This is a genomic window from Streptococcus mitis (assembly GCF_047464945.1).
Taxonomy (GTDB): domain Bacteria; phylum Bacillota; class Bacilli; order Lactobacillales; family Streptococcaceae; genus Streptococcus; species Streptococcus mitis_EA.
This window is the reverse complement of the sequence record NZ_JASHAX010000002.1, coordinates 87396-114101: the sequence shown is the minus strand read 5'-3', so window position 1 is coordinate 114101 and position 26706 is coordinate 87396. Positions and strand designations below refer to the sequence as shown.

The 26706-nt window shown below is 41.1% G+C and carries 24 protein-coding genes and 2 pseudogenes; all 26 read right to left on the bottom strand.

The genetic code is table 11. From position 1 onward, the window contains the following. Window positions 1-255 precede the first annotated feature (255 nt). Window positions 256-1923: pseudogene (gene lytC, locus QM424_RS03230) on the bottom strand (choline binding-anchored murein hydrolase LytC). A 33-nt stretch (window positions 1924-1956) separates the two neighbouring features. Further along, entirely contained in the window at window positions 1957-2715 is a 759-nt protein-coding gene (tpiA, locus tag QM424_RS03225; RefSeq protein ID WP_000087893.1) for a triose-phosphate isomerase, read from the bottom strand. 97 nt (window positions 2716-2812) lie between these two features. Beyond that, complete coding sequence (locus QM424_RS03220) at window positions 2813-3490, bottom strand: DnaD domain-containing protein (protein WP_414392947.1); 678 nt, start codon at window positions 3488-3490, stop codon at window positions 2813-2815. 8 nt (window positions 3491-3498) lie between these two features. Continuing rightward, window positions 3499-4443, bottom strand: a complete 945-nt coding sequence (metA, locus tag QM424_RS03215) for a homoserine O-acetyltransferase MetA (protein WP_101781453.1) — start codon at window positions 4441-4443, stop codon at window positions 3499-3501. Window positions 4444-4625: 182 nt separating this feature from the next. Then, the gene (locus tag QM424_RS03210; RefSeq protein WP_001049318.1) at window positions 4626-5138 is read right to left on the bottom strand and encodes an adenine phosphoribosyltransferase; all 513 of its coding nucleotides are present in this window, start codon (window positions 5136-5138) and stop codon (window positions 4626-4628) included. An 86-nt stretch (window positions 5139-5224) separates the two neighbouring features. Further along, entirely contained in the window at window positions 5225-5983 is a 759-nt protein-coding gene (locus tag QM424_RS03205; protein ID WP_101781455.1) for a class I SAM-dependent methyltransferase, read from the bottom strand. A gap of 427 nt (window positions 5984-6410) precedes the next feature. After that, window positions 6411-7100: a 50S ribosomal protein L1 gene (rplA, locus tag QM424_RS03200; protein WP_061842029.1), complete on the bottom strand. Its 690-nt coding sequence runs from the start codon at window positions 7098-7100 to the stop codon at window positions 6411-6413. Window positions 7101-7307: 207 nt separating this feature from the next. Then, window positions 7308-7733 (bottom strand): 50S ribosomal protein L11, encoded by a 426-nt coding sequence (gene rplK, locus QM424_RS03195; protein ID WP_001085806.1) that lies wholly within the window; start codon window positions 7731-7733, stop codon window positions 7308-7310. 122 nt (window positions 7734-7855) lie between these two features. Then, a complete protein-coding gene (ldcB, locus tag QM424_RS03190) occupies window positions 7856-8572 on the bottom strand; it encodes an LD-carboxypeptidase LdcB/DacB (RefSeq protein WP_414392944.1) in 717 nt (238 codons plus the stop codon). Between the two features lie 2 nt (window positions 8573-8574). Further along, window positions 8575-9045: an HIT family protein gene (locus QM424_RS03185; protein ID WP_414392942.1), complete on the bottom strand. Its 471-nt coding sequence runs from the start codon at window positions 9043-9045 to the stop codon at window positions 8575-8577. 1 nt (window position 9046) lies between these two features. Then, window positions 9047-10083: pseudogene (locus tag QM424_RS03180) on the bottom strand (M42 family metallopeptidase). 96 nt (window positions 10084-10179) lie between these two features. Beyond that, window positions 10180-11505, bottom strand: a complete 1326-nt coding sequence (gene brnQ, locus QM424_RS03175; RefSeq protein ID WP_414392940.1) for a branched-chain amino acid transport system II carrier protein — start codon at window positions 11503-11505, stop codon at window positions 10180-10182. A gap of 169 nt (window positions 11506-11674) precedes the next feature. After that, on the bottom strand, window positions 11675-11962 hold the full coding sequence (locus QM424_RS03170; protein ID WP_125410107.1) for a rhodanese-like domain-containing protein: 288 nt from the start codon (window positions 11960-11962) through the stop codon (window positions 11675-11677). A 10-nt stretch (window positions 11963-11972) separates the two neighbouring features. Next, complete coding sequence (locus QM424_RS03165; protein ID WP_020902096.1) at window positions 11973-12119, bottom strand: hypothetical protein; 147 nt, start codon at window positions 12117-12119, stop codon at window positions 11973-11975. Between the two features lie 3 nt (window positions 12120-12122). After that, window positions 12123-12701, bottom strand: a complete 579-nt coding sequence (locus tag QM424_RS03160; RefSeq protein WP_414392938.1) for a uracil-DNA glycosylase family protein — start codon at window positions 12699-12701, stop codon at window positions 12123-12125. A gap of 53 nt (window positions 12702-12754) precedes the next feature. After that, entirely contained in the window at window positions 12755-14155 is a 1401-nt protein-coding gene (pepV, locus tag QM424_RS03155; RefSeq protein ID WP_414392936.1) for a dipeptidase PepV, read from the bottom strand. 12 nt (window positions 14156-14167) lie between these two features. Beyond that, complete coding sequence (locus QM424_RS03150; RefSeq protein ID WP_033684126.1) at window positions 14168-14773, bottom strand: nitroreductase family protein; 606 nt, start codon at window positions 14771-14773, stop codon at window positions 14168-14170. Window positions 14774-14946: 173 nt separating this feature from the next. Next, window positions 14947-15801, bottom strand: a complete 855-nt coding sequence (locus QM424_RS03145) for a metallophosphoesterase family protein (protein WP_033684127.1) — start codon at window positions 15799-15801, stop codon at window positions 14947-14949. After that, a complete protein-coding gene (locus tag QM424_RS03140; protein ID WP_033684128.1) occupies window positions 15791-16402 on the bottom strand; it encodes a hypothetical protein in 612 nt (203 codons plus the stop codon). The genes QM424_RS03145 and QM424_RS03140 overlap by 11 nt, the downstream gene beginning before the upstream one ends. Before the next feature lie 24 nt (window positions 16403-16426). Continuing rightward, the gene (uvrC, locus tag QM424_RS03135; RefSeq protein WP_414392935.1) at window positions 16427-18250 is read right to left on the bottom strand and encodes an excinuclease ABC subunit UvrC; all 1824 of its coding nucleotides are present in this window, start codon (window positions 18248-18250) and stop codon (window positions 16427-16429) included. 38 nt (window positions 18251-18288) lie between these two features. Beyond that, window positions 18289-18990, bottom strand: a complete 702-nt coding sequence (locus QM424_RS03130; RefSeq protein WP_414392934.1) for a M57 family metalloprotease — start codon at window positions 18988-18990, stop codon at window positions 18289-18291. 78 nt (window positions 18991-19068) lie between these two features. Continuing rightward, entirely contained in the window at window positions 19069-20301 is a 1233-nt protein-coding gene (gene murN, locus QM424_RS03125) for a peptidoglycan bridge formation alanyltransferase MurN (RefSeq protein ID WP_414392933.1), read from the bottom strand. A gap of 4 nt (window positions 20302-20305) precedes the next feature. Continuing rightward, complete coding sequence (locus tag QM424_RS03120) at window positions 20306-21526, bottom strand: peptidoglycan bridge formation alanyltransferase MurM (protein WP_414392932.1); 1221 nt, start codon at window positions 21524-21526, stop codon at window positions 20306-20308. A 111-nt stretch (window positions 21527-21637) separates the two neighbouring features. Next, window positions 21638-22417: an alpha/beta hydrolase gene (locus tag QM424_RS03115; RefSeq protein ID WP_414392931.1), complete on the bottom strand. Its 780-nt coding sequence runs from the start codon at window positions 22415-22417 to the stop codon at window positions 21638-21640. Window positions 22418-22484: 67 nt separating this feature from the next. Beyond that, window positions 22485-24146 (bottom strand): ribonuclease J, encoded by a 1662-nt coding sequence (locus QM424_RS03110; protein WP_414392930.1) that lies wholly within the window; start codon window positions 24144-24146, stop codon window positions 22485-22487. Window positions 24147-24315: 169 nt separating this feature from the next. After that, window positions 24316-26538, bottom strand: coding sequence for a single-stranded-DNA-specific exonuclease RecJ (gene recJ / locus QM424_RS03105; protein ID WP_414392929.1), 2223 nt, complete (start codon window positions 26536-26538; stop codon window positions 24316-24318). Window positions 26539-26706 lie beyond the last annotated feature (168 nt).

Below are 26706 nucleotides of genomic sequence, written 5' to 3'. Positions count from 1 at the left end.
AATGACTCACATGAGAAAAGTTGCAATAGACTGATAATTTAAGAATTTTTTAGAATGAAACCCAGTCCCCTTACACCTCTCTTATACTCAATGAAAATCAAAGAGCAAACTAGGAAACTAGCCGCAGGCTGTACTTGAGTACGGCAAGGTGACGTTGACGTGGTTTGAATTTGATTATCAAAGAGTATTAACTGCGACAAAATAAAGAAAAAGAGGATGCAATTTTCTTGCACACTCCTTTCTCAAACTTATATCTTAATACCAAACACTGACGTCAACACGACCACGAATTCCTTTTAAGTATTCAGATGAGGTATATTGCCATCCTTTTTCACCTGAATAATGAGGATTTGTCCAATCAAGCGCATCCGTATAGGCTGCTACCCAGTTAACATGTTGCAAAATATCAGGATGATTCAAACGAGTTTGTAAAAGTTGACGGTAGCTATAAACTTTCACATTTTGATAACCAGCTTGTTTCATTGTTGCCATATATTTGTTGATAATCTTGACCCAGGTTCCAGTATCACTTGGAGCTCTCTTGCTCTTATTGACATATTCCCAGTTCTCAACATCGTAGTAGATAGGGTAAGACAAGTTCATCTTGTATTTTTTCAAGAGTTCAATGGTCTGATTAGCATCATTCTCAGCATCAGTCTCATTTTCAGCATAAGTATAGAGGTAAACACCGTAAGGAATTCCAAGACGGTTTAACTCCTTAATATTATGAGCCAATTCCTTGTCCTCAGTTCCACTATAGCCCAAACGAACAATGACTCCATCAACGCCATTATCATCGATGACCTTTTTCCAGTCACTGATACGACCATTGTGTTCACTGACATCGATAACTTTTTTAACTTGATCAGTCCCAACTTGTTCTTCACGATGGTTAAAGAAATAACGTCTGCCATTTCGGTGAACCCAGCCAACATTCAAGTCTTTCTTTTCTTTTAACTCACCTGAGTCAGAAAAAATATAGCGAGCATCATCCATGACTAATTCACCAGTCGCCATAGCACCACTTCCTGTCAAATAGTAGTTACCCTGCCACTCATCTTTGGCCATGTAACCCCACTTCTTGAAATAGTACCACTTGCCGTCTACCTTTTGCCACTCTTGATTTGCATAAGAACCATCGGATTTCAGGTAAAACCAACTCTTATAATTGTTATCGTAAAATCATTCACTCTTGGCCATGTAGCCACCCGCTTTTAGGTAATATTTACCATACCACTCTTGATTCGCATAAGAACTATCAGATTTCAGGTAAAACCAACTCTTATAATTGCTATCATAAAACCATTCACTCTTGGCCATGTAGCCACCCACTTTGAGGTAGTAGTTCCCATGCCATTCTTGTTCTGCATAAGAACCATCTGCTTTGAGGTAGAACCAGCTCTTATAATTGTTATCGTAAAACCATTCATTTTTAGCCATATAACCACCTGCTTTGAGGTAGTAGTTTCCATGCCATTCTTTTTGAGCATAACGACTATCTGCTTTTATATAGAATCAAGCCTTGTAGCTAGTATCAAAGATCCACTCACTCTTAGCTTTTGAACCATCTGCTTTTACATAGAAGTCACCTTCCCAGTTTGCTGATGTTGAATTTGGCTTACTTTCTTCTTTCTGACTACTAGCTCGCGTCTCTTTGACTTCTTCCTTTTTCTCTTGACGCTGACTAGAAGAAGTCTCAACCTTTTTCTCTTCTTCTTTTTGACTTGTAGTCGTTTCTGATTTCTTTTCTTCTACCTTACTAGAATAAGCTTGAACACTGCTTTCTTCTGAAGATGCTTTCACTTCAGTTTCATTGGCAGGCACTTGATTGACAACTAGTCCAATCAAAAAAGCGCTTGCTAATCCAATTTTTCCAATCTTTGTTTTCAATCTTTCCTCTCCTATAAAAAATGGAACAGACATCTGAATGCTGTTCCACCTAGCTTTTGCTACTGATTATTTTACAAAGTCAAGCAAAGCCAAGAAGCTTTCTGCTTCAAGTGACGCACCACCAACAAGGGCACCGTCAACGTCTGGGCAAGCCATGTATGAAGCAACGTTTTCAGGTTTAACAGAACCACCGTATTGAACACGAACTTTGTCTGCAACTTCTTGACCGAAGTCAGCAGCTACAACGTCACGAACAACTTTACACATTTTTTGTGCATCGTCTTGTGAAGCTGATTTACCAGTACCGATAGCCCAGATTGGCTCGTAAGCGATAACTGATGCAGCAACTTGTTCAGCAGTCAATCCAGCCAATGCAGCAGATACTTGAGCACCTACAAATTCAGCGGCTTTCCCAGCTTCGTAAGTTTCAAGTGACTCACCACAACAGATGATTGGAAGCATACCGTTTGCAAAGATTGCTTTTGCTTTTTTGTTGATATCTTCGTCAGTTTCATGGAAGTAGTCACGGCGTTCTGAGTGACCGATAACAACGTAGTCAGTACCGATTTCTTTCAAAACTTGTGGGCTTGTTTCACCAGTGAAAGCACCTGCGTTTTCAAAGTAGCAGTTTTGAGCAGCAACTTTAAGGTTTGAACCTTTTGCAGCAGCAAGAACAGTTGTCAAATCAAGAGCTGGAGCTGCGATACCTGCTTCAACAAGATCTGATGAAGGAAGTTTTGATGCAACTGCTTCAACGAATGCTTTAGCTTCTTCTGGATTTTTGTTCATTTTCCAGTTACCAGCGATAAATGGTTTACGTGACATTTCACATACCTCTTTTTTCAATTTATTTTCTATTTATTTTATCACAATTATACACAGCTTGCAAATCTTACTCGGATTTCAAGCCTGCTTCCAACGATTAATCTTTCCAGAGATCCATAGCATTTCTGAAATCTGCTGACACCTGTGTCAACTGAGGATTGCTTGCTTCTCTTTCTGCCCGCTTGGCCTCGATTTGAGGCACACTTTTGATACCTTCATGGCGCCAGTTTCTCAAAATCGCCTGAATGTACTTCCAGTTTGCTTTTCCATTTAAAACAGCTTCACGAAGAGCTTCCTTAATCAAGTCAGCACTGGTTCCATCTTCCTTTAGTGTCTTGGTCAAATCCTCAATCTCAAAAGGTGTCAACAAGCGTCCTAATTCCTGCTGGAAGGTTTCTACCAAATCCTTAAGCTGGTTTTGAGGTGTCAACTGGTCTGAACTCGAAGTAGGAGCTCCAAGCAAGTCATCCAAACGTTCCAAAGCCAAACTAGCATCAAAAAGCAATTCAATTTCGCCATTTAATTCGATAGTACGATACTGGAGCAGTCCCCTTTCCGTCAGATTGGAAATGGACTGGTTGACATCCGAAATTTCCTTACCAATCCTTTCAGCAATCTGGCTTGGAGACATTTCTTCTAAGCCAGTCGTATTTTGCAAATAGAAAAATTGCCAGACTAGAAAATCATCGCTAGAAGGAAAGAGTTCCTTAAAATGCAAGAGCAGGGCACTCGGTAAAACCAAGTTCCCTGATTTAAAAGCGTCTAAATATGTCATAATTCCTCTTATAAATATCCATATGCAGATGCATCATCTTCTATCTTTCTCCAGTCAAAAGGCGTCTCCTGATAGACCGCATAATTCACCCAGTTACTGAAAAAGAGGGCTGCTGATGAAGACCAACAAAGACAAGGCGTCTGATTGACATCATCATCCTTAAAGTAATTTTCTGGAATATGTGGATCCAAACCTGCATCACGATCTCGAAAATACTCTTTTGCCAAGGTATCACGGTCATACTCCAAATGCCCAAAACTATAAATTTCTCGTAAATCACGACTGGCCAAAATAGAAACCCCAACCTGTGGCCCTTCTGATAAAATCTCGAGATTGGTTTTGTTTAAGACCTCTTCCTTAGAAATCTCCGTGTGCCGTGAATGAGGGGATACATAGCTATCGTCAAAACCTCTAAATAGAAGATGACCTTCCTTTAAGGTGTCCTGAGGATAGATACCCGATAACTTACTGTCCATCTGATATTTTTCCACCCCATAACGCAGATAGAGTCCCGCCTGAGCCCCCCAACAGATATGAAGGGTCGAATAGACATGAGTCTTAGACCACTCAAGAACTTGACTGAATTCCTCCCAGTAATCCACTTCCTCAAATGGTAAATGCTCAACTGGAGCACCCGTGATAATCATCCCATCAAAATACTCGTCCTTGACTTCAGGAAAAGTTTTATAGAAGGTCTCCATGTGTTCTGAACGAGTTGTCTTGGAACGATGGCTCTCCATATAGAGGAAATCAATATCCAGTTGCAGGGGTGTATTAGCCAAATGGCGCAACAACTGGGTCTCTGTGACCATTTTTTGTGGCATAAGATTTAAGATTAAAATCTTCAAAGGACGGATATCTTGGTGGGCCGCACGTTGATCATCCATGACAAAGATGTTCTCTGTCCGCAAAATCTCAACAGCTGGTAATTTTTTATCAATTCGAATCGGCATAACCCTCTCCTAACTGTACTCTTTCAGGAATAATTGCATATGTTTGAAGCCAAATCTCAAACACCTAGTCCTTTTATTATACTGCAAGAAGATATAGTTTTCAATTATACTTTTTCTCTAACTAGCTATAGTCTATTTTTATATCCTAATGTAGAGAAAACAGCCCTAGGGACTGTTTTTGATTAATAATGCATAAGAACCTTGTAATCGTAGTCACCGATTTTTTCACGGCCGTTCAATTCATCCAATTCAACAAGGAAGGCACAACCTGCTACAACACCACCAAGTTTTTCAATCATCTCGATGGTTGCCTTAACAGTTCCACCTGTAGCCAAGAGGTCATCTACGATAAGAACACGTTGACCTGGCTTAATGGCGTCAGCGTGCATAGTCAAGGTATCAACACCGTACTCTTTTTCATAGTCAGCAGAAATGACTTCGCGTGGCAATTTTCCTGGCTTACGAACAGGCGCAAAACCAATTCCCAACTCAAAGGCAACTGGACAGCCCACGATAAAACCACGAGCCTCAGGACCTACAATCATGTCTATTTTCTTGTCAGTGGCATACTGAACAATTTCACGAACAGCATAGCTATAAGCATTTCCATCAGCCATTAAAGGACTGATATCACGGAAGGTAATTCCTTCCTTTGGATAATTTTCAATTGTTGCAATGTAATCTTTTAAATTCATCTTTTTCTTTCTTTCAAAGTTTTTTACTCTCTATTATAGCATATTTTTTAAGAAAGAAAAAAGGAAAAGTTAACATCAATAATTATCTAACGATTTGACGATTTATAACTAGCCATCGCAATAAAACCCAATTTCTGTTTATTCTTAGCAAACATTTTATACATAGTTAAAAACTGCTTTCTATTCTCCTTTTTACAAGCATTTACACAAATTTTCAAAGTTCCTAGCCAACCTTCGTCATAAATCATACCTGATAATTTCATTAATGTCATTTCACCGGTCAATACTTTCACATCACGATAACCTGATTCTATCATCATCTGTTCCCAACCATCCTGAGTTAAAGGACCTACATTTACATGAATTGCTTGTGACAGTTCCTGTCTGACAGACTCTTTAGCTTCCTTAAGAAGTACATCATGTGTCAGGAGAAGACCTCCAGATTTTAAAACCCTTAGATATTCCATCACACATTTTTTCTTAGCTTGATCGGCTTGCATAGTCAGCATAGCTTCATTTATAACAATATCAAAACTAGCATCTTGATAAGGAAGTTTCATTGCATTTGCTCTTTCAAAACTGATTAAATGAGCAACACCTGCCGTTTCAGCAGATTTTTTAGCCACTTCTAAAGCTTGAGCATCCATATCAACAGCAGTTATCTTACAACCAAAACGCTGTGCCAACTCAATTGCTGTAGTTCCTCTATTACACGCAACCTCTAGTATTCTCTTTTCTTTTGAAAACCCTCCTTCCGCAATTAACCAATCTGTGGCACGTTTTCCACCTGGGCGTAAGCGTTTTTTCCCCAGTTTTGCTAAAAACTTATGACCTGCTTCTGACATTTGAACACCTCTGTTTTTTCTTCATTATAACATAAAATAATATTATCTGACAATTCTAATCTATTATTTGATAAACTAGAATCAAAAGCATACAAGTTACCATGACTATAGCATAAATTTATTATTACCTCTCTAGTTCGAATTCAACTCCTCCCATCATTTACACATTCAGGTTACGACTATTTTTGTACTTTGGAATTGCTCTCATCTTCATCCATTATACGAACCTCCACCTTCCTGTTCGTAGAGCCACGATTTCGCTATCCCTTCCTCTCCCCGCTACCTCACGATAGTCAGGCTTGGGAATCGCTATTGGGTTCACCGGTAGCAGGTGCCTACCGAGGACTTACACCTCAGATGTACGACATGCCCGTCGTACGCCAAAAAACGAGCACTTTCGTACTCGTTCTCTGATATAAACTACTGATTAAAGTGAGTTTACGTCAACTTTGATACCAACACCTTGAGTAGTTGTGATAGTCAAGTTTGTTACGTAAGTTCCTTTAGCTGTAGCTGGTTTTGCTTTTTGGATTGTTTCGTTGAAAGCTTTGAAGTTTTCAACCAATTTTTCAGCTTCAAATGATACTTTACCGATGATTGCTTGAACGTTACCTGCACGGTCAGCACGGTAAGTGATTTTACCACCTTTAGACTCTTCAACTGCTTTAGCAATATCCATTGTTACAGTACCAGTTTTAGGGTTTGGCATCAAGTTACGTGGTCCAAGGACACGTCCAAGACGTCCAACAAGAGCCATCATATCAGGTGTAGCGATAACTACGTCGAAGTCCAACCAACCATCGTTGATTTTAGCAACAAGGTCATCTTCACCAACAAAGTCTGCACCAGCAGCTTTTGCTTCTTCAGCTTTTGCACCACGTGCAAAAACAAGAACGCGTGAAGTTTTACCAGTACCGTTTGGCAATACCATTGCTCCACGGATTTGTTGGTCAGCTTTTTTAACGTCGATGTTCAAGTTGTAAGCAACTTCTACAGTTGCGTCAAATTTTGCAAAGTTAGTTTCTTTTGCAAGTGCTACAGCTTCTTCTACGCTGTATGCTTTTGTGCTGTCGATTTTCTCAAGAGCAGCACGAAGTTGTTTGCTTTTTTTAGCCATTTTCTATTCTCCTTGTAAGTGGTTCAATCGATTTTCATCTCCCACGTCACTCCTCGAAATGATGAAGTCTTGCGGGTTTTCAGTCTATTAGATTCTTTTCCTACGGCCTTAAGTTCCCTTGCTGTACCCAAGTACAAGCATCAGTCACTTGCCTAGTATGAAAAGCAACTAATTAGACTGCTGTGAGATTTTCTACTGTGTTATTGATTAGTCAACAACAGTGAATCCCATAGAACGAGCAGTACCTTCGATCATACGCATTGCAGACTCAATGTTTGCTGCGTTCAAATCTGGCATCTTAGTTTCTGCAATTTCTTGTACTTGTGCACGAGTAACTGTAGCAACTTTAGTTTTGTTAGGTGTACCTGATCCTTTTTCAACACCTGCAGCTTTTTTCAAAAGAACAGCAGCTGGTGGTGTTTTAGTGATGAAAGTAAATGATTTATCTTCGTAAACTGAGATAACAACTGGAATGATCATACCAGCTTGGTCAGCTGTACGAGCGTTGAACTCTTTTGTGAATCCCATGATGTTGATACCAGCTTGACCAAGAGCAGGTCCAACCGGTGGAGCTGGTGTAGCTTTACCAGCAGGGATTTGCAATTTTACAAGTTTTTCGACTTTTTTAGCCATTTTTAAATCCTCCTTTGTGGTTTTGGCGGTAATTAAAGATTTTTACCTCCCACAAGTATGCTTTTCACATACCCATCTATTATACACTATTTATCTGAAATTGCAAGAGAAAAGTTTATTTTTTAATCGACATAATCTCCGCCTTCAAAGCCGTAGTATTCTTCCAAACTGAGACCACTTGCAGCAATTTCTTTTGCTTCTTTTCCGACATAACGAAGGTGCCATTCTTCAGCCATATAGCCTGTTTCCTTTTCCTTGCCTTTGAGATAACGAACAACAAAACCATAATCAGCCGCATGATCCAAGAGCCATTGGGCCGCTTTTTCTTCTGTTACCAAATCACCATTTGTCCCAATCACATCAAAGGCTAAACCTGTCTGGTGTTCGCTATAGCCAGGTCGAGCAGAATAACGGTCGGCAGCTTCTTTCCCATCTTGATTGACATAATCTTGATAGAGCTTGGTCTGAGTTTCATAACTTCTAAAGCCACTGTAATGGTCACTGATTGGGAAACCTGCCTCTTGCATAGCTTTGATGAGTTTAACCAACTCAGCCTTGGCTGTTGGATTTTCCCCTGGATTATAGTCTTTAGACAATGGATAGTGTTTGTTGGCTACGATGATTTCATCGTATTTGCCTTGGATGCTGTAGTAATCACCTTTGTTAACCACTTCTGCTTTCTTCTGGGCAGTTCCTTGAGACTTACTGCCGACTGTCCCATCAGCTTTGGCTGTCTGTTCTGTCTTAGTTTCTCCAGCTTCATTTTTTACTTTTTCTTGTGAACAAGCTGTTAGACTCAAGGCTAGCAAAGCTGTCAAGACAAGGTATCTTTTTTTCATTTCTACTCCTTTATTTCTAATAGTTTATCTACTTCTGACGATAAACATTCGACTAATCTTTTAATCTCTTCCGGTTTTACTTGGCAAGTTTCTGCTGTCATTTCTTCAAAGGGAACCCACCAAACTGGCCCACGACCTTTAAGACCGTGGCCATTCATATCACCTGTCCGTCGTGGAAACAGATGCCAATGAAGATGGGCATCGCCATTTCCTAGCAGTTCGATATTCATTTTCTCAGCAGCAAATGCCTTGGCAACTGCCTCTTGGACTAGACTCATTTCTTCTAGAAAATGGACTCTCATTTCCTTTTCTAAATGGTGCAATTCCGTGACATGTTCCTTGGCTAGAAAGAGGCTATAGCCTGCAAAATACTGGTGGTCTCCAACCACAAGATAGCCTGTTTCCAACTCTTTGACAAAATAGGGATTTTCTCCCTTCTTGATGAGCTCAATTCTCTGGCAAATCAAACACATATTAGTCTACCAATGCGCTCTTAAGGTAAGCATCAACCATACGCTCCGTTGCAACCACCGAGTCAATATGAGTGCGCTCATATGAGTGGCTAGACTCGATACCAGCACCAAGCAGAGCGTGTTTAACCTCAGCCCCTGCAGACATGGCCGCTGAAGCGTCCGATCCATAAAATGGATAGATATCCAACTTAAATGGAATATCTTGCTCTTTAGCCAAGGCAACTAAGTGTTGACGGAAGTCATAGTGATAAGGGCCTGAAGCATCCTTGACACAGATAGATACTGTGTACTCATCTGTCTGCTGGTCATCACCCATGGCTCCCATGTCCACAGCCAGATATTCTACTACCTGAGCAGGGATATTAGAGTTGGCACCGTGCCCCCTTCTTCAAAGACTGAAAAAGCAAAATGGGTTGTTACGGGCAATTCAATCTTCTCTTCCTTATAAATACGAAGTAGGTTAAGCAAAATAGCCGCACTGACCTTATCGTCCAAATGACGAGACTTGATAAAACCTGTCTCTGTCACGACAGTTCGTGGGTCAAAACTGATAAAATCACCGACCTCAATTCCCAAGGCACGAGTTTCTTTTTCATTAGTTACTTTTACGTCCAAACGCACTTCCATATTGTCTTGCGTGCGTTCTGCAGTTCCAGCATCCTTGTAGACATGGCAAGAAGTTTGGTGGATAAGGATGGTTCCTGATACTTTTTGACCTGTACTAGCCACATGAACGGTACAATTTTCTCCTTCAATCATGTTCCAAGGAAAGCCACCGATACGGTCCAATTTGAGACGGCCGTCTGGTTTAACAGCACGGACAATAGCACCGAGCGTATCTACATGGGCAGTCACATAGCGTTGCTCTTCATCATTTTGACCTTTAATGGTCACATTGACTCCGCCCTTGGCTGTGCGAACCGGCTGGTAACCAAAACCTTCCAAAGTATTGACTAAATAGTTCGAAATCTCACGAGTGAAGCCTGTTGGCGATGCAATAGCTGTTAGTTCTTTGATATATTCTACTGTTTGATTCATTTATTTACCTCTTTTGCTACCTATTATAACACATTTATCATCGGATAAAAAAGAAAATCACTCCTGTAGACTTAGCTACAAAAGTGATTTTAATGATTATTCCATTTCAAAAACATCGCTTTCTTGCTTGTTTGGTAGAACCAATGAGAGCAAGATTCCGACAACGGCTGGTACCAACCATGGGAGTGATGCCTTGGCAAAAGGAAGAGCCTTGACAAGGTTTGCAAGAAACTCAACCTTAAATGAGCTTCCTAGTACGCTTGCAATAGCAATAGCTGTAACCACAGCAATTGTCAACTGCATACCTGGTTTTGAAAGAGCCACAAATTTGTTGACAATGACAATCATAACGATGGCAATGGTGATTGGGTACAAGATAACCAGTACTGGAATTGAGTACTTGATAATCGCATCAAGACCTAAATTGGCAATGGCAAATCCAATCAAAGTAAAGGCTGTCGCATAAACCTTGTAGCTGATTTGTGGGAAGCGCTCATTAAAGAATTCAGCTGTAGACACAATCAGACCAACTGTTGTTGTGAAGCAGGTTACGGTAACCATAGCTGCAAGGAAGAGTTGAGCTGTTGAGCCAAAGATTTCTTGAGTGGCTTGTGACAAGATGTAAACACCTGGTGTTCCACCCTTCATCGCCTCAGCTGGTACCGGGAAATGATTTCCAAGGAAACCTAAACCGATGTAAAGAGCGCTGAAAGCAAGGGCAACAACGATACCAACAACCCAAATAGTCGAAATGTATTCTTTCTTACTTGAAAATCCAAGTTGTTTCAAGGTTTGAACTGCAATTACGCTAAAAGCAACTGAGGCAAGGGCGTCCAAGGTATTATAACCTTCTAGGAAACCTGTCCCAAAGGCAGAAGCTTGATAAGCAGCTGAAGCAGCTTGAGGACTTGTTCCACCGTATTTGAAAGCTCCTAAAACAACCAAGATAACGATCAAAATCGCAAAGACTGGCGTTAAAATACGGCCGATACGGTCCAAGATTTTTGATGGATTAAGCGAAATTAGATACGCTGCTGCAAAATACAGAACTGTAAAGACAATCAAACCAAGACCTTTATTTGCATCCGACAAAAGAGGACTAATCCCTACTTCGTAAGCTGTTGTAGCTGTACGTGGGATAGCAAAGAATGGACCGATTGACAGGTAAAGAACTGAGAGGTAAAGAGTCGCAAACCAAGGCGCTATCTTTGTAGAAATCTCGTAGATATATCCTTTAGGATTTAGCGTTCCAATAATAAGGGTCAAGACGGCGATACCGACACCTGAAAAGACAAAACCTGCGATGGCAGGAAGAAAATGTTCTCCAGATAGAGCACCTAGAGAAGGCGGAAAAATCAAGTTCCCCGCACCAAAAAATATTCCAAACAGGAGTAAACCTGTTAAGGCACCTTTTTTAGCCATGAAAATCTCCTTCATATTTATAAAATACTGACTTAGTATACCATGATTAGGAGTATGAAAAAAGCTTCACGAAGTAAATATTGAATGTTTTCAAGATTCTTAAAAATGAGAATTGTCTAAAAATAAAATCCTCTACCGAGATCACACTAAGTAGGAGAAATGCAAAATTTTAAAGTTCTTCAAAGGCTAACATGCCACCCTGAACATTGATAACTTCATAACCTTGTTCAGCTAGAAATTGGCAAGCACGCGCCGATCTCATTCCAGATTTGCAAATAACATAATGTAACTGATCCTTGTCCAATTGATCATAAGTATCAGCTAATTGACTCAGAGGAAGATTCTGAGCACCTTCTAAATGAAGAGCTTCAAACTCATCCACTTCTCTCACGTCCACTAGAGAAAGTTGGTCATTTTGGTAAAGCTGGTAAAATGCATCAAAGGTTATTTCTTTCATTCTTTTTCTCCTAATACTCTTCGAAAATCTCTTCAAACCACGTCAGCGTCGCCTTACCGTAGGTATGGTTACTGACTTCGTCAGTTCTATCCACAACCTCAAAGCTGTACTTTGAGCAGCCTGCGGCTAGCTTCCTAGTTTGCTCTTTGATTTTCATTGACTATAAAATTGCTTTAATCCTTTTTTTCAAATCTGGTACCACTTCTGCCTCAAACCAAGGATTTTTGGCCATCCAGATTTGATTTCGCGGTGAGGGGTGAACTAGTGGAAAATAGGTTGGCAAGTAATTCTGATAATGTTTTACCCGTTCTGTCACCTTGCCACTGATTTTCTCATTTAAATAGTAGGCTTGGGCATATTGGCCAATCAAGAGGGTCAATTGAATATCTGGTAATTCTTGCAAGAGCTTCGGATGCCATTTTTCAGCAAAGCCAGTTCTCGGTGGCAGGTCACCTGACTTACCATGCCCTGGAAAGTAGAAATCCATAGGCAGAACAGCAAAATAGCCTGAATTGTAAAAGGTATCTTCATCCACACCTAGCCAGTCTCTCAAGCGGTCACCACTCTTATCTTTCCAATAAAGGCCTGCCTCTTGGGTTTTAAGTCCTGGTGCCTGACCGATGATATTGATGCGAGCAGTCTTTGGCGCTGCAAAGAGAGGCTCAATGCCACGCTCTGTATAGCTGGCATTCTGTGGATCTGACATAATAGCCTGCTTGATTCTTTCAATTTGAGACATCTACTTTCCCTCCAAAAAGAAGTCTAAGCATAAGATCTCAGACTTCTATCGTTTTATTTGATCAATTCATAAATAGCTTCGGCATAGATTGCTGCTGCTCGGAAGAGATCATCCAAGGCGATAAATTCATTGGCTTGGTGCATGGTGTCAATTGAGTCTGGGAACATGGCACCGTAGGCAACTCCGCGTTCGAGCAAACGACCAAAGGTTCCACCACCGATAACTTGCTCGTGACCTTTAAGTCCAGTTTGTTTTTCATAGACATTCAACAAGGTTTGCACAAGTGGATCTTCCATTGGCACATAGTGAGGCGTATGACCATGTTCAGAAAGGCTAACAGAAGCAACTGGCAAGTTTTCAAGGACTGACTTGATTTGTTCTGGACTTGTTCCTTTTGGATAGCGGATATTAAGGGCAATGGTATTATCAGCGCTTGTTTCGTCAAAACGGAATACACCCGCATTCATAGAAAGGGCACCCATCTTTTCATCCACATGGGCAATCTTGAGATTTTCCCCCTCATGATCGTTCAAAAGAATTTTTCCAGCGATGTCAAGGTAATCTTTAGCTGGTCCAGCAAAGTCGAACTGGCTGAGGAAGAGGGCAAGGTAGGTCGCACCATTGACACCTGAAGCAGGCATGGCACCATGGGCTGATTTACCAATGATGGTCACCTTGTATTGACCAGCTTCTTCTTGGATTTCTCCTCTAAGTTTGTGTTCTGAAACAAAGGCATCTAGTTTAGCTTGTAAGTCAGCCAAGTCACCTGAAACAACTGCTGTTGCTGATTCAGGTACCATGTTTTCACGCAAACCACCTGTGAAGCTGTGAAGACGAGCTGCACCTGTATTTTCACCTGCAAAGTGGAGGTATTCTGTGATGTTTCCTTTTTCACCATTGATGATAGGGAACTCAGCGTCTGGAGAGAAACCGAAGTCTGGTTTCGCAAGTCCTACATGTTCAAAATAGTAGTCCATGTCTGCCCAGCCTGATTCTTCGTCTGTTCCGACAATAAAGCGAACTTTCTTAGAAGTTGGAAGACCCAATTCTTTGATGATTTTCAAACCATAGTAACAAGCTGTTGTAGGACCCTTGTCATCTGATGCCCCACGCGCATAAAGGCGACCGTCTTTGATAATTGGTGTATAAGGGTCTGTGTCCCAACCGCTACCAGCAGGCACTACGTCCATGTGGGCAAAGATTCCGAGAACTTCTTCTCCATCACCAAACTCGAAATGTCCTGCGTAATTGTCGACATTCTTAGTTGGATATCCATCACGGTCTGCGATTTCAAGGAATTTTTCCAAGGCTTTTACTGGACCAGGTCCAAAAGGATGCTGCGCATCAGCCTTGCTATCATCACGTTCTGAGTTGATTTCCAAAAGGCTAAACAAGTCAGCCAAGAGGTCTTCTTTGCGTTTTTCTACTTCTGCTGTAAAATCAATTGCTGTCATATTATCTTCCTTCTATCTTTTCTCGATGATTTCATCTACTGGCAAGCGGTAGCTTGGTTCCAATTTTTCATCTGTGTACCCCACTGTAATCAAAAGTTCTGGACGGAAACGGTCTTCGATATCCAAAACTTCGTTGGCTTTTGATTTATCAAACCCAAGGATCAAATTCGATCCGATTCCTTGGTCTGTCAATGCAAGAACCAAATTCATAGCAACCAAACCTGCATTGAGGGCTAGGTAGTCACTGACTTGTTGTTCATTGTAGCGTGCAAATTCAGCTGGCAAATTCTTCATGAAGTATTGAAGTTGTTCTTCTGAGAAATTCTTTGCCCCACCGACACGGGCGATCTTACGAGCACGTTTAGCCAAATCTGTGTCTGTAAATAAGGCAATAGTTACAGGAGCTGATGATACCTGCTCAAAGTTGGAACCATAAGCCAATTTTGCTAGTTCGGCATTTTTCTCACGAACCACCACAAATTTCCAAGGCTGGCTGTTGTGGGCGCTTGGTGCCAAGGTTGCGATTTCGATAGCCGTACGCACATCTTTTGGATCAACTGGCTTATCAGTGAAATGCTTAGTCGCATGACGTTTTTTATTTAATTCAAGAAATTTCATAATCGATTTCCTTTTCTAATTCTACTGCTTCCATTCTACCATAATTTGAAAGAGCTTGCAGAGATTTTTCATAGAAAGAAATTGGAACAAGGATAAGCAACCGAATGAAGAAAATCATTTAAATAAGGAAGCCCCTCATCCAGTTCCAATTAATTTTCAGTTGCTTAAAGAAACTAGTCCATCTGATATTCTGACTTTATAGCCTCCAAGAAATTCTTCACATCTTCTACATACCCATGTTTTTCAATTAAGCTGGCTAAGAGTTCCAGATTGTGCCCCTGATAGTTATCGTCACGACGCAGTTCTTCATACATTTCAATAAAGGGAAGCCCCTTGGATTTGGCCAATTCCAACTCCGCTTCATAGTCATAAGCGACTTTACGAAATAGGATATTTACCAATTCCCCATCTTCAACTTCTATCACGGCATACTGGGCACGGTGATTTTTTAACGCCTCCCAATTAAAATAGGGCATGCCAATCGACCCTGGATTGATGATTTGTTGCCCTTGACTGCCATAACGAAGCAACTGCTTGTGAACATGACCATAGACTGCTACGTCCGTTTCCTCATCTAGGAGTTGGTCAAATTTCTCTGTATCATTCCCAACCAACAAGTCACCCCCATAATTTTTGTCAGGTAAATTATGTGAGAGAGAAAAACGCAATCCCTCAACTTCTTTCTTTTCCAGCAAAGGCAAGCTTCGTAGCCAGACAATCGTTTCAGGATCCATTCGCTCCATCAAAAACTGGGTCATGCGCATTGACTGGATTTCTTGTGGATGTTCCAAACCATATTCACCATCCAAGGCCTCAAGGACACAATCATCCCAATTGCCTCGAACACTGGCTGTGATAGGAAGGTCCTTCAGCAGGGCTACCAAGTCATTTGCACCTGGACCAGGAAGAAAAATATCTCCCAGAAGCCAGTATTCACTGACTCCTTGATTTTTAGCATCTGCAATCACTGCTTCTAAGGCCGTCGCATTGCCATGAATATCTGATAAAATTGCGATTTTATGGTTCATGATGGTCTCCTTTTTCTATTTCATCTAGCCAATTGTGAAACTCCCAACGAAGAGGATCTTCCTTGCCTATTCTTCGCCTCAAATGTTCTTGATATTGAAGATAGAAGGCGTAATCTCCCCAGCTACTCCACGCTTGAGAAGGTCTTGGGATACACAACTTTTTATTAGCCCTCTCTAACACGATGTTATCTATCGGTACGTGTAAAAAAGGAAAAACAGAGTCTAGAGGTACAACCTCAAGCATATACAGATACTTGAAAGTCATATTAATCCACTTTTGAGCATGACCATAAGTGAATCGAATCCCATTTGAGCGATAGTAGTCTATAACACTATCACAAGTCCTATGATGCCAACTATCAAAATCAGTTTGACACAACTCGTCTCGATCCAAGAGATTTAAAATCGCTTCTTTGATACACTTAGAAGGCTGCTTTCTCATCTCCAAGCGCTGTTCATCTGGCATGTCATGAAATCGCAAGGTTCGATTAAAATCAAGATAGGCTCGAGTAGTTGCAGCTAAAAATAAATCTTTTGAATTCCCAAAGTAAGCAAATCGTAAAAAAAGGAGTATATCTCTGTCAATCTCAATCTTATTCATTTCTTCTACTTTCTATCTAGATACTTATTCTAATTCTTTTAATGGTTCCGCCACTTGAGGTAAGGCTTCTACCTCCTGCGGGTTCAACTTCCTCTGCACAGTTTCTGCAACGGCTCTAGGTACTCCAACTTCGACAATCTCATCCACACTGGCTTCCTTGATTTTGGTTAGAGACTTGAAATGCTTCATAAGATTTTGCTTGCGTTTAGGTCCCAGCCCTTCAATTCCATCCAGTTGTGATGAAAAAGAATTTTTGGAGCGCAGTTGGCGATGGAAAGTGATAGCAAAGCGGTGTACCTCATCTTGGATGCGCTGAAGGAGGAAAAATTCCTGAGAATTGCGAGATAACTCCACCACTTCAAGCGGATCTCCAAAGAGCAATTCATGGGTTTGGTGCTTGTCATTCTTTTGCAGACCTGCAATTGGAATGTCCAAACCCAGCTCTTCTTGGATGACTTGCTTAGCAATATTGACTTGACCTTGTCCCCCATCAATCACAATCAAATCTGGCGGAGTCAAGCCGTCACGTTGAACTCGACCATAACGCCTGCGAATGACTTCTCTCATACTGGCATAGTCGTCTGGCCCAACGACAGTCTTGATTTTATACTTACGATAATCCTTCTTACTTGGTTTGCCGTTGACAAAGACCACCATGGCTGAAACAGGGCTAGTTCCCATGATATTAGAATTATCGAAGGACTCGATGCGGACTGGGGTCGGTATTTGGAGCAAACGACCTAGATTTTCAATAGCTCCTTGTGTCTTTTCGACAGATTTCTCTAGCAGGTTGAATTTCTGCTCTAGGCTGACTCGAGCATTCTTTATAGCCAGATTGACCAGTTGCTTTTTCTCTCCACGCTGGGGTTTGAGAATCTTGGTATCCGCCAAGACCTTGACTGCTTCTTCATCGATATCTTGCGGAATCAGTACCTCATTGGGTACTAGGTGAGATTTTTCTTGATAAAATTGTCCCACATAGGTTAGAAAATCCTCATCCGGATCATTATAGTAGGGGAAAAGATTAACGTCTCGCTCAATGAGCTTGCCCTGACGGACAAAGAAAACCTGGACACACATCCAACCCTTATCCACATAGTAGCCAAAGACATCCCGATTTTGGAGATCCTTAGCCATGACCCGTTGCTTGGTTCGAAGCGTTCCAATGGCCTGAATCAGATCACGGTATTCCGCTGCACGTTCAAATTCCATAGTCTGAGCTGCCGCTGCCATCTTGCCCTTGAGGTCATCGATAATTTGATCATCCTGCCCTTTTAGGAAATCAGAAACCTCTTGAGCCATAGACTTGAAATAGTCCTCATCCTTCTTACAGATGGTGTGGGCCATACATTGACCGATATGGTAGTAAAAACAGACCTTAGACGGCGGATTGGTACACTTTCTAAAAGGGAAAATCCGATCCAGTAGCCGCTTGATTTCATTGGCTGCCCCTACATCTGGATAGGGGCCAAAGTAAAGACCCCCGTCCTTCTTGACTTGACGGGTGATAATCAACCGAGGATAGCGCTCATTGGTGATTTTGATGAAAGGATAGGACTTATCATCCTTGAGCATGATATTGTATTTAGGCTTATTTTCCTTGATCAAGTTGATTTCTAGGAGAAGCGCCTCAATATTGGACTCAGTAACGATAAATTCAAAATCTACAATCTCAGACACCAAGGCCTCTGTCTTGGTATCGTGACTCCCACGGAAATAGGACCTCACGCGGTTACGCAGATTTTTAGCCTTTCCTACATAGATAATGGTGCCGTTTTTATCCTTGTGAATATAGCAACCAGGGCTGGTCGGCAAGAGCTCTAGTTTTGATTTAATCAAGTTGTTCATAATTCCATTATAGCAAAAAAGTAGGGAAAGATAGTCCCCTACTCATTGGTCTCATATAATTTTCGAAGGTTTGCAACATCTTCTTCCTGTATACCATAAAAGGAACCTGCAGGTTGCATCACAGACTTCTCATCTGTATGGTCCAAGCCAATCGCATGCCCCAACTCATGTTCTGCCGTATGGACAATGCGCTCATAGGAATAGCCATAGTTTGGATTGGACAAATAATAATGATTCAGGCGCACCGTTACAGACAAGAATTGACCCGTTAAGAGATTGGTCTGACTTTCCGCCTCTCCTGCCACAGGAGTACCTCCGTCATTCATCTCCGTAGCCAAGATATCTGCCTTGCTGGACTCAGTCACAAGTTCAAAATGAAAGGCACCAGTTTGATTCCAGTTCTGAATTGCTTCTAAATATGCCTCTTGAAAGCGTGAATCCATCTGCGGATCCAAGTAAATACGAGCAGAAGCCTGTGGCCATCTTCCTTCAGAATGCTGGTGGCTATCTGTCTGGTTCAACTTAGGCAGTTGCCCTGTTCTTTCCCATTGGTCGATACTTTGTTGACCAATTTTTACTGACCGTTCTGCTTGCTTCAGCGCCCCTTGAAAATCCCCGTTCAGATACCAGAGAAATCCAAAAGCAAGAGTACATAAAAGCAAAACAATCCAAACCAGACGCCAAAACAAACGCCAAATAAAATAAAAGAAAGCCCCTATCAAACGAAAAAGCCAACGCATATCTCTCCACCTTTCTAGCAAATAAAGTCTATTTTACTAAAACAAGCTGAAAGAAAGCTAAATACTGGCTTTTTCATCTTAACGTCCTAATATTTTTTTGAATAACTGAATAGCTTTGTATTTTAAAGGCGATGGATGATAACGGAAAGTTCCTGCTTTACGTACAATATAGCCATTAAAATTTTGTTTAAAACGCAAAACACCATCACTACCATCAAAAATCCCTTGAATGCCTAGGAAGTTGTATTTAGGTATTCCACGTTTTATGCTTTCCAACATAACATATTTTTGAAGCAGTGCAGGGGCATAGAACTTATTAAACTCAGTGTAAGAACCACTAAAGAGATAAGTCGTTTCCTGAGGCATATAAACAAATAAACTCCCGGCTAAAACAATATCTTCTTCTCCATATTTTTCAATCAAGTCTCGCGCTTCTGCTTTTCGAACTTCAAACGTTTCAAATTGACTAGAATATTCTCTCAGCTGATTTTGTTTTTTCTCAGAATGAGGATTTTTACTCAAATCAAGTCGCAACTTGCCCAAGATTTCTTCTAGTTTACTTTGTTCACCTTGCAATTTGCTCATATAGTCCGAAAAATTCAAGGTTGCTATGAGAAACTCCGCTTGTTCTCCAAATGAATCATAAAAGTGCTCATAATATTCTAAACTTTTATCACTGTATTCTCTACGTTCAGAGGTTTCTTTTGTTATATTCTTAAAAATCGATAGTTCTTCACGTTGTAACTTTTTCAACCGAATGCCAAACGTTTCAGCCTTTTTCACCAAGGGTTTACCCTTTTTGCTAAAACTTTTAAGCAAATTCTTTTCAGTTAATTCAGTCAAATCTTTATAGTATAACCAATCTGGTTCTCCACCTGGATAACCTCTTGTCAAGCCATCAAATTGATAACCTAAATCAGTTAAACCTTGAATGATACTTTTTTTCTCAGTATCTATTGGATTACCTTCACTATCAAAAGTTTGATAAGTTTCATAAGGTTTTACAAGCAACTCTAATACACCATTTTGCTTGGCATATTCTTTTAACTCCGCATAAAAAACTGGAAGAGCATCTTGTTGGGTATAAATCGGCCCCGAATTGATCTCCATATGCAGGCCACCCAGCATGGGCAAGCTATAAACCAGAGCTGCAACTTGAATTTCTCCTTCTTGTTTCAAAGCTAGATAAACAATTCGAGCCCCTCTTTTTTCTAACAAGTCCCCCATCTGAACAGATTGCATAAAGGAACGAGAAGAAACCTGATCAGAATAAGCCTGAAACTCTTCTTTCGTGAGTGTAATTAGTGCCATATACTTACTTTCTATGTTTTTTTCTTAATGTTTTACGGAAATCAAGAGCAAGTCTTAACAGAGGATAGAGAGGATGGATAGGCATTGTAAATTCACCCAAATATTCTTCAATCGTTGGATTAAATTTTTCCTTAAAATGATAAAGTCCACCATCGAGAGAGTTTTCAACACCACCTAAATTTTGCCACAACATACCTCGCTCAAAGGCATAGCGAGCCGTTTCATACCAAGTTAAAATTGGTGCATTGTAACGTTTAAAATCATCATCCATACCAGCATATAGATTGACAGAGGTAATACCAAATTCCAAACTCAAAGTAGCCGCTAAGGGAATGTTTGATTTTCCCATATTCATATATCCCTGCAAGAAATCTATTTCCTCTTCTAAACGTTCTTTTTCTTTTATATTTTCCTGAATTTTTGAAGATTTGGTTGCATCATTAAATTTTTCTGCAACTACTCTATTTTTTTCTAACTGTTCTTCTAATTCTCTTAAACGCTTAGAAACATCCAAACTCGTTAGCGTGATATAAGAATCTTCTTTAAAGTTATCTAATAATTTTTTATAATAGGTTTCATTTCTTAAATGAATCTCTTTTCGCTTCTCAGTTTTTTTCATCAACTCCGAAAATGAATCTAATAGTTCCAGTCCACCATATTGAATCTCAAGCCCTTTATTTCGTGCTGTTCGGATAGATTGCCTCGTTGATTTAGAAAGTTTATCTTCTTCAAAATTTTCCTTATATATTTTCGCCTGAATACGAGGCTGAATGGTGTCATCCATCTCGGTTGTCCGCCCAGACCATTTCACTCCTAATTGCCCTAAAATCTCAACAATAGCAAGATTTTCAGGATATTCTATCTTATCTTGATTGACCAAATATTGAGATAGACAAATACTTGGATCGAAAGTCACAAAAACCGCTCTCTTACTGCGAGCATAAGACTTAATGGACTGCAGGACAAACTTTAAAAGTTCTATATCCCTGTAATCCAATATAGGACCTCTTGGAATATAAAACATTTTATAGCCTAAAGGCAGAGATTTTATGAGAATACTAGCCACAGCCAGTAACTTCCCCTCTTCATAGACACCAAGCCTCTCATGATTCCAATCAGATTTCACTTTTTCCCAAGCACTACTTTGTAATACATTGCCTAATTCATGGTCTTTGACAAACTGATCATATTCTAATGCGGGAATGCCAATTTGATAACGGTACATTTCCTACTCTCTTTCCTCCAGTATCTTATTACTATTCTACTACTTTCGTTTGAAAAGTCTAGTGAAAACATATTTTATTTTAGTTCTACTCCCCCTATGCTGAAGTTCAAACTAAGTCAATCTCTCTTCTAATTTGAAATCAATTGGTAGGGTTGCTAAAAAACGTTCCAATTGTTTTTCCCAGTAGTACCACTCGTGGGTTCCAGCGCTATGGCTATAGGTCACATCAAATCCCAGATTTTTGAGGTTTTTCACTGCGAGATTATTGGCTTCATACAAGAAATCCTGCTCACCACACCAAGCCCACAGCTTGGTCTTTTTGTCCGATTTTTTAGCCAGACTTTCAAGCGAATAAGGACTAGCGGTCCAATCTTTAATTTCCCCAAACACACCTCTCCAATAAGCAGGTGTCCCCAGATTTTGACTCTCAGGAGAAAACTCTTGAAAGCTAAGAGCACCTGAAAAACTAGCTGCATGAGAAAAACGATTTGTTGCAAGAGCCAGTTTAAAGCAGCCATAGCCTCCCATAGAGAGACCAGCGATAAAGGTCTTTTCACGCTTACTGGTCATATTAGGGAAGAAGCGTTTCAAAACCTTTGGCAATTCCTCTGCTAGAGCTGTGTAATAGTCAAAACCATACTGGGTATCGGTGTACCAACCATTGCTGGTATTGGGCATGACAGCGATGAGATTAGTTCCTCGAAGTAAGCGTTCTACGTTGGTCCGCTTGAGCCAACTATTATGATTGCCAGACATCCCGTGCAAAAGGTACAAGACGGGAATGTCTTTACACTCTGGTTCTTCCACTCGATTGGCATCAGGATAAAGAACATTCACTCCCCACTCCATATCCAAAACTTGTGAGTAATACTCGATTTTCATTACTGCCATAATTTTTTCCTCTATTTTTCTATAAGAAAAAGCCGAAATTCGACTTTCTCTCCGTTTATTTCAACGATTATTTTGCTTCCATGACTACTGGTAAAATAGCTGGACGACGTTTGGTTTGGTCAAAGAGATACTTGGTCAGATTATCACGAACCTTCCCTTTGAGATCTGCCCAGTCAAAGTCATCTCCTTGAAGATAGTCTTCTACCGTTTGGTTAATCAATTCTGAACTTTCACGGAGAATATCACGGCTCTTCTTGAGATAAACAAATCCGCGCGTATGAACACGAGCCTTGGCTACAATTTTCTTCTCACGACGGTTAACTGTGATAGCTACGATGAAAATGCCATCCTCTGACAAGACCTTACGGTCACGAAGAACCACATTGCCAACATCACCGATGGCATTTCCATCAATCAAGACATCGCCTGCCGAAACCGCTCCAGCTGGAACAAAGTCCCCATTCTCATAAGCCATGCTGGTTCCCTTTTTAGGGATAAAAATGCGTTCTGGCAACATCCCAACTGCCATAGCAGCCTTAGCGTGAGCATCCAACTCACGGTATTCCCCTTGAATCGGGAAGAGATACTTAGGTTGCAAGAGATTAATCATCAACTGCAAATCACGCGCATTTCCGTGGCCTGATACACGCAAGCTTTGAGTGATCAGTTTGACAACCCCGCCAGCTTGATAAATCATGTTTTCCACACGCGCCATGACTGCTTCTTTGGCGATAGACGGAGTGGTTACGATATAGACCAAGTCACCGTCCTTGATTTCCACATAACGGTGACGACCAATCGACATCTTGCGAAGACCGTTGATAGGCTCACCCATACGACCTGTCTCAAGGATAATCAACTCATGGTCCTCAAAACGAGACATATCTTTTGGCTTAATCAAAAGACTCTCGTTAGCTAGAGACAATTTCTTAAGGCGAATAGCAGTACGGACGATATTTTCAATATCGAATCCTGTCAAGACCACACGACGGCCTGTTGCATCCGCAGCGTCAAACACCTGCTGGATACGAGAGAGGTTGCTGGCTACCGCCGCAACGATGATACGACCATCCCAGTCCGCAATAGTTTGGGTAATTTCATCCCCAACTTCACTTTCACTAGCCACTTGGATATTGCTATCTGCATTGGCTGAGTCGCTAAGAAGAGCTAGAACTCCATCACGACCGATTTCTGCCAAACGAGCGAAGTCTGTCGCATAGGATTCACTAGCTGTCTGGTCAAATTTGAAGTCACCTGTATAAACGATACTACCTTCAGCTGTCTTCAAGACCACACCCAGACTTTCTGGGATAGAGTGAGTCGTACGGAAGAAGGAAACCACAGTTCCTCCAAAATCAATCTCCGAATTCTCATCAATGACATGGAAATCATTGAATTTCTTAACTGTGTCATTTCCTTTGACAAAGAGTTTTGCCAACTCAATGGTCAATTCAGAGCCAAATACAGGTACCTTGGCTTCAGCCAAGAGATAAGGCAGAGCACCAATGGCATCCGCATGGCCGTGGGTCAAGAAGACCCCAGCGATACGATCGCTATTTTCAAAAAGGTAGTCCATATTAGGAATGACCACATCCACCCCTAGTTGTTCATTTTCAGGGTATTTTAGACCTGCATCCAAAACGAAAATAGATCCATCGATTTCAGCGATATACATATTTTTCCCGTTTTCACGTACACCACCAAGTGTTGTTAAACTGATATTACTCATTTTTCCTCCGAAAGCTTAATTTATTTTGATTATAGGGTTACTTGCCCTTTTATTCTAAAAGCACTACTTTTAGCCGAATCTTTTCCTACCATTATACCATTTTTTTGATGATTTTCAAAATGAAGATTCGTTTTCAAAAAAGAGCTGGTTGCCCAACTCTTTCCTACGTCTACTCTTTTTCTATTAAAAAGTCATAAATTTCTTGCACAGTTCCCAGCGCCATCATTTCTTGGTCTTTGACGGTTTGTTTGAGATTTTGGTAAATCTGACTTTCTCCTATCTCTCGCTTTGGAGCCTCTTTATTGACTGTCATGACCCCATCTTTGATGGTCACAAAGCCTAGTTCTTCAAACACTTGAATCATCTTGACCAGCAAGATTTGTTGAATATTAAGATAAGCTGCCAAATCTTTCAGCTTATAGCGAATATCAAACTCTGGAAACTGGTAGATGGTCTTGTACAATTTGGCAAACTGCTCTCTAGTCCCATACCCTGTCAGATAATAGGCCTTGTCAATATCATTTTTGAAATAGACAGCAGAAAAATTCTGTTCCTGAAAAATGGTCTTCAGCTGAGTAATATCCTCAGGAACGGTTTTCACGACAATAGCTTCACTATTTACTAGATTCGGCAGTTCTCCAGCAAAATCCAAGACTGGAACTCCTTCTGGCAAGACTGCATTCTTCCCACGGATGTTAAAAAGTTGAACACCCTCCACACGCGCATCCACCATCATCAACTGCAGGGCAGTTTGGCCATTCCATTGGTTGACAGACAATTTGACTGCCAACTCTAGACTCTTGGTTTGAGCAAATTCTGTTGCCCATCTACCTTGGCCAAAGGCTACCACTTCAAAACTCGCCTCACCCTTGGAAATTTTCAGCTTGAGATGGGCGTTGCCTGCTCCCATAGTACGGGCACTTTCGACCTGAAAATCCTTTATATAAAAGATAGGTTTCTGATTGTCCATGCCAAAAGGTGCCAAACGTTCAAAATTCTTGACTGTTTCAAGACTCAAAGTCTCCAAATCCAACTCTTCATCTAGATTTAACTTGTTCTTGCCAGTAGCATCTGCACCTTTTTCACGAACATACTCTTCCAAGACTTGAGATAAATCTGAAAGTTTCTCAACTTCCAGCGTCATCCCAGCTGCACCAGCATGGCCACCAAAGGCGATAAAGAGGTCTCGATGGGGATCCAGCGCCTCAAAAATATCGACCGCTTCCACACTACGAGCACTACCCTTGGCACGACCGTCCTCTATATTGAGAACGATGACTGTCTGCCCTAGTTCTTCCAACAAACGACCAGCCACGATTCCTAGAACCCCAGGATTCCAGCCTTCCTTGGCCAAGACTTGGACCTTCTTCTCAGGGTCCACCATGGTCTTAGCTTCTTCATAGATAGACTGGACGATTTCCTTGCGCTCTTCGTTTTTCTGATGAATCATGAGAGCAATCTCATGCGCTTCCTCATCATCAAACCCAGTCAGCAAATCGATGGCAGGATTGGGATCATCCAAGCGGCCCAAGGCATTCAAACGAGGGGCAATCTGGAAACCAACTGTCTCTTCTGTCACTTCATTGGCAACAATCCCAGCCATATCCATCATTTCTTGTAGACCAATGCGCTGAGTGTGTCCCAACATTTCCAACCCATACTGAACCAAGATACGGTTCTCATCTGTCAAACTAACCATATCAGCAATGGTACCAATAGCAACCAAATCCAGTAGTTCCACTTGTACTTCTTCTAAAAGGGCACAAGCCAGCTTGAAAGCAACTCCACAACCAGCCAAATATTTGAAAGGATAGTTCGCATCCGGATGTTCAGGATGGACAATAGCATAGGCATCTGGCAGGGTTTCAGGCATGGAATGGTGGTCTGTCACGATGACATCCACTCCCATAGACTGGGCCAATTCAATGGCTTCGTGACCAGCAACCCCATTATCCACCGTCACAATCAAAGAAATCCCTTCTTGCTCGATAAAGTATTTGTAAACACTGGCATTAGGTCCATAGCCGTCAGTAAAACGATTGGGCAGATAAACCCGGCACTCAGCACCAAGCTGTTCCAAACTTTCCTTCACAATCGAAGCTGAAGTCATACCATCCGCATCATAATCACCGTAAACGAGGATATTTTCCCCTTCTTCAATGGCTTGACGAATCCGTTCTACTGCCTTGTCCATATCATGGAGCAGATAAGGGTCGTGCAAGTCCTCCAAGGAAGGTTCTAAAAACTTCTTCAGACTTTCTTGGTCCTGAATCCCTCTTTCAAATAATAACCGAGCCACCTCAGGACCCAATCCAGCCTTCTTGGCTATCTTTGTAAAATCCGCATCTTCTACTTGCGGGGCAAACTGCCATTCATAAGTAGGTGTTATCAAAAAGACATCCACTCTTTCTAAGAATTCTATTGCTTCATTATAACATGATTTAGGCTTTTTCTCTATCCAGATTGCTTTTTTATAAAATTTTAGTGAATTTTTAAGATATGATTTGACAAGGCAATTCTTTTGGTGTAGAATCGTGTTATAAAATCTAACACAAAGGAG

Coding starts and splice junctions, on each gene's coding strand:
- tpiA (WP_000087893.1), bottom strand. CDS start 2,715: ATGTCACGTAAACCATTTATCGCTGGTAACTGGAAAATGAACAAAAAT.
- QM424_RS03220 (WP_414392947.1), bottom strand. CDS start 3,490: ATGACATATTTAGACGCTTTTAAATCAGGGAACTTGGTTTTACCGAGT.
- metA (WP_101781453.1), bottom strand. CDS start 4,443: ATGCCGATTCGAATTGATAAAAAATTACCAGCTGTTGAGATTTTGCGG.
- QM424_RS03210 (WP_001049318.1), bottom strand. CDS start 5,138: ATGAATTTAAAAGATTACATTGCAACAATTGAAAATTATCCAAAGGAA.
- QM424_RS03205 (WP_101781455.1), bottom strand. CDS start 5,983: ATGTCAGAAGCAGGTCATAAGTTTTTAGCAAAACTGGGGAAAAAACGC.
- rplA (WP_061842029.1), bottom strand. CDS start 7,100: ATGGCTAAAAAAAGCAAACAACTTCGTGCTGCTCTTGAGAAAATCGAC.
- rplK (WP_001085806.1), bottom strand. CDS start 7,733: ATGGCTAAAAAAGTCGAAAAACTTGTAAAATTGCAAATCCCTGCTGGT.
- ldcB (WP_414392944.1), bottom strand. CDS start 8,572: ATGAAAAAAAGATACCTTGTCTTGACAGCTTTGCTAGCCTTGAGTCTA.
- QM424_RS03185 (WP_414392942.1), bottom strand. CDS start 9,045: ATGTGTTTGATTTGCCAGAGAATTGAGCTCATCAAGAAGGGAGAAAAT.
- brnQ (WP_414392940.1), bottom strand. CDS start 11,505: ATGGCTAAAAAAGGTGCCTTAACAGGTTTACTCCTGTTTGGAATATTT.
- QM424_RS03170 (WP_125410107.1), bottom strand. CDS start 11,962: ATGAAAGAAATAACCTTTGATGCATTTTACCAGCTTTACCAAAATGAC.
- QM424_RS03165 (WP_020902096.1), bottom strand. CDS start 12,119: ATGAAAATCAAAGAGCAAACTAGGAAGCTAGCCGCAGGCTGCTCAAAG.
- QM424_RS03160 (WP_414392938.1), bottom strand. CDS start 12,701: ATGTCTCAAATTGAAAGAATCAAGCAGGCTATTATGTCAGATCCACAG.
- pepV (WP_414392936.1), bottom strand. CDS start 14,155: ATGACAGCAATTGATTTTACAGCAGAAGTAGAAAAACGCAAAGAAGAC.
- QM424_RS03150 (WP_033684126.1), bottom strand. CDS start 14,773: ATGAAATTTCTTGAATTAAATAAAAAACGTCATGCGACTAAGCATTTC.
- QM424_RS03145 (WP_033684127.1), bottom strand. CDS start 15,801: ATGAACCATAAAATCGCAATTTTATCAGATATTCATGGCAATGCGACG.
- QM424_RS03140 (WP_033684128.1), bottom strand. CDS start 16,402: ATGAATAAGATTGAGATTGACAGAGATATACTCCTTTTTTTACGATTT.
- uvrC (WP_414392935.1), bottom strand. CDS start 18,250: ATGAACAACTTGATTAAATCAAAACTAGAGCTCTTGCCGACCAGCCCT.
- QM424_RS03130 (WP_414392934.1), bottom strand. CDS start 18,990: ATGCGTTGGCTTTTTCGTTTGATAGGGGCTTTCTTTTATTTTATTTGG.
- murN (WP_414392933.1), bottom strand. CDS start 20,301: ATGGCACTAATTACACTCACGAAAGAAGAGTTTCAGGCTTATTCTGAT.
- QM424_RS03120 (WP_414392932.1), bottom strand. CDS start 21,526: ATGTACCGTTATCAAATTGGCATTCCCGCATTAGAATATGATCAGTTT.
- QM424_RS03115 (WP_414392931.1), bottom strand. CDS start 22,417: ATGGCAGTAATGAAAATCGAGTATTACTCACAAGTTTTGGATATGGAG.
- QM424_RS03110 (WP_414392930.1), bottom strand. CDS start 24,146: ATGAGTAATATCAGTTTAACAACACTTGGTGGTGTACGTGAAAACGGG.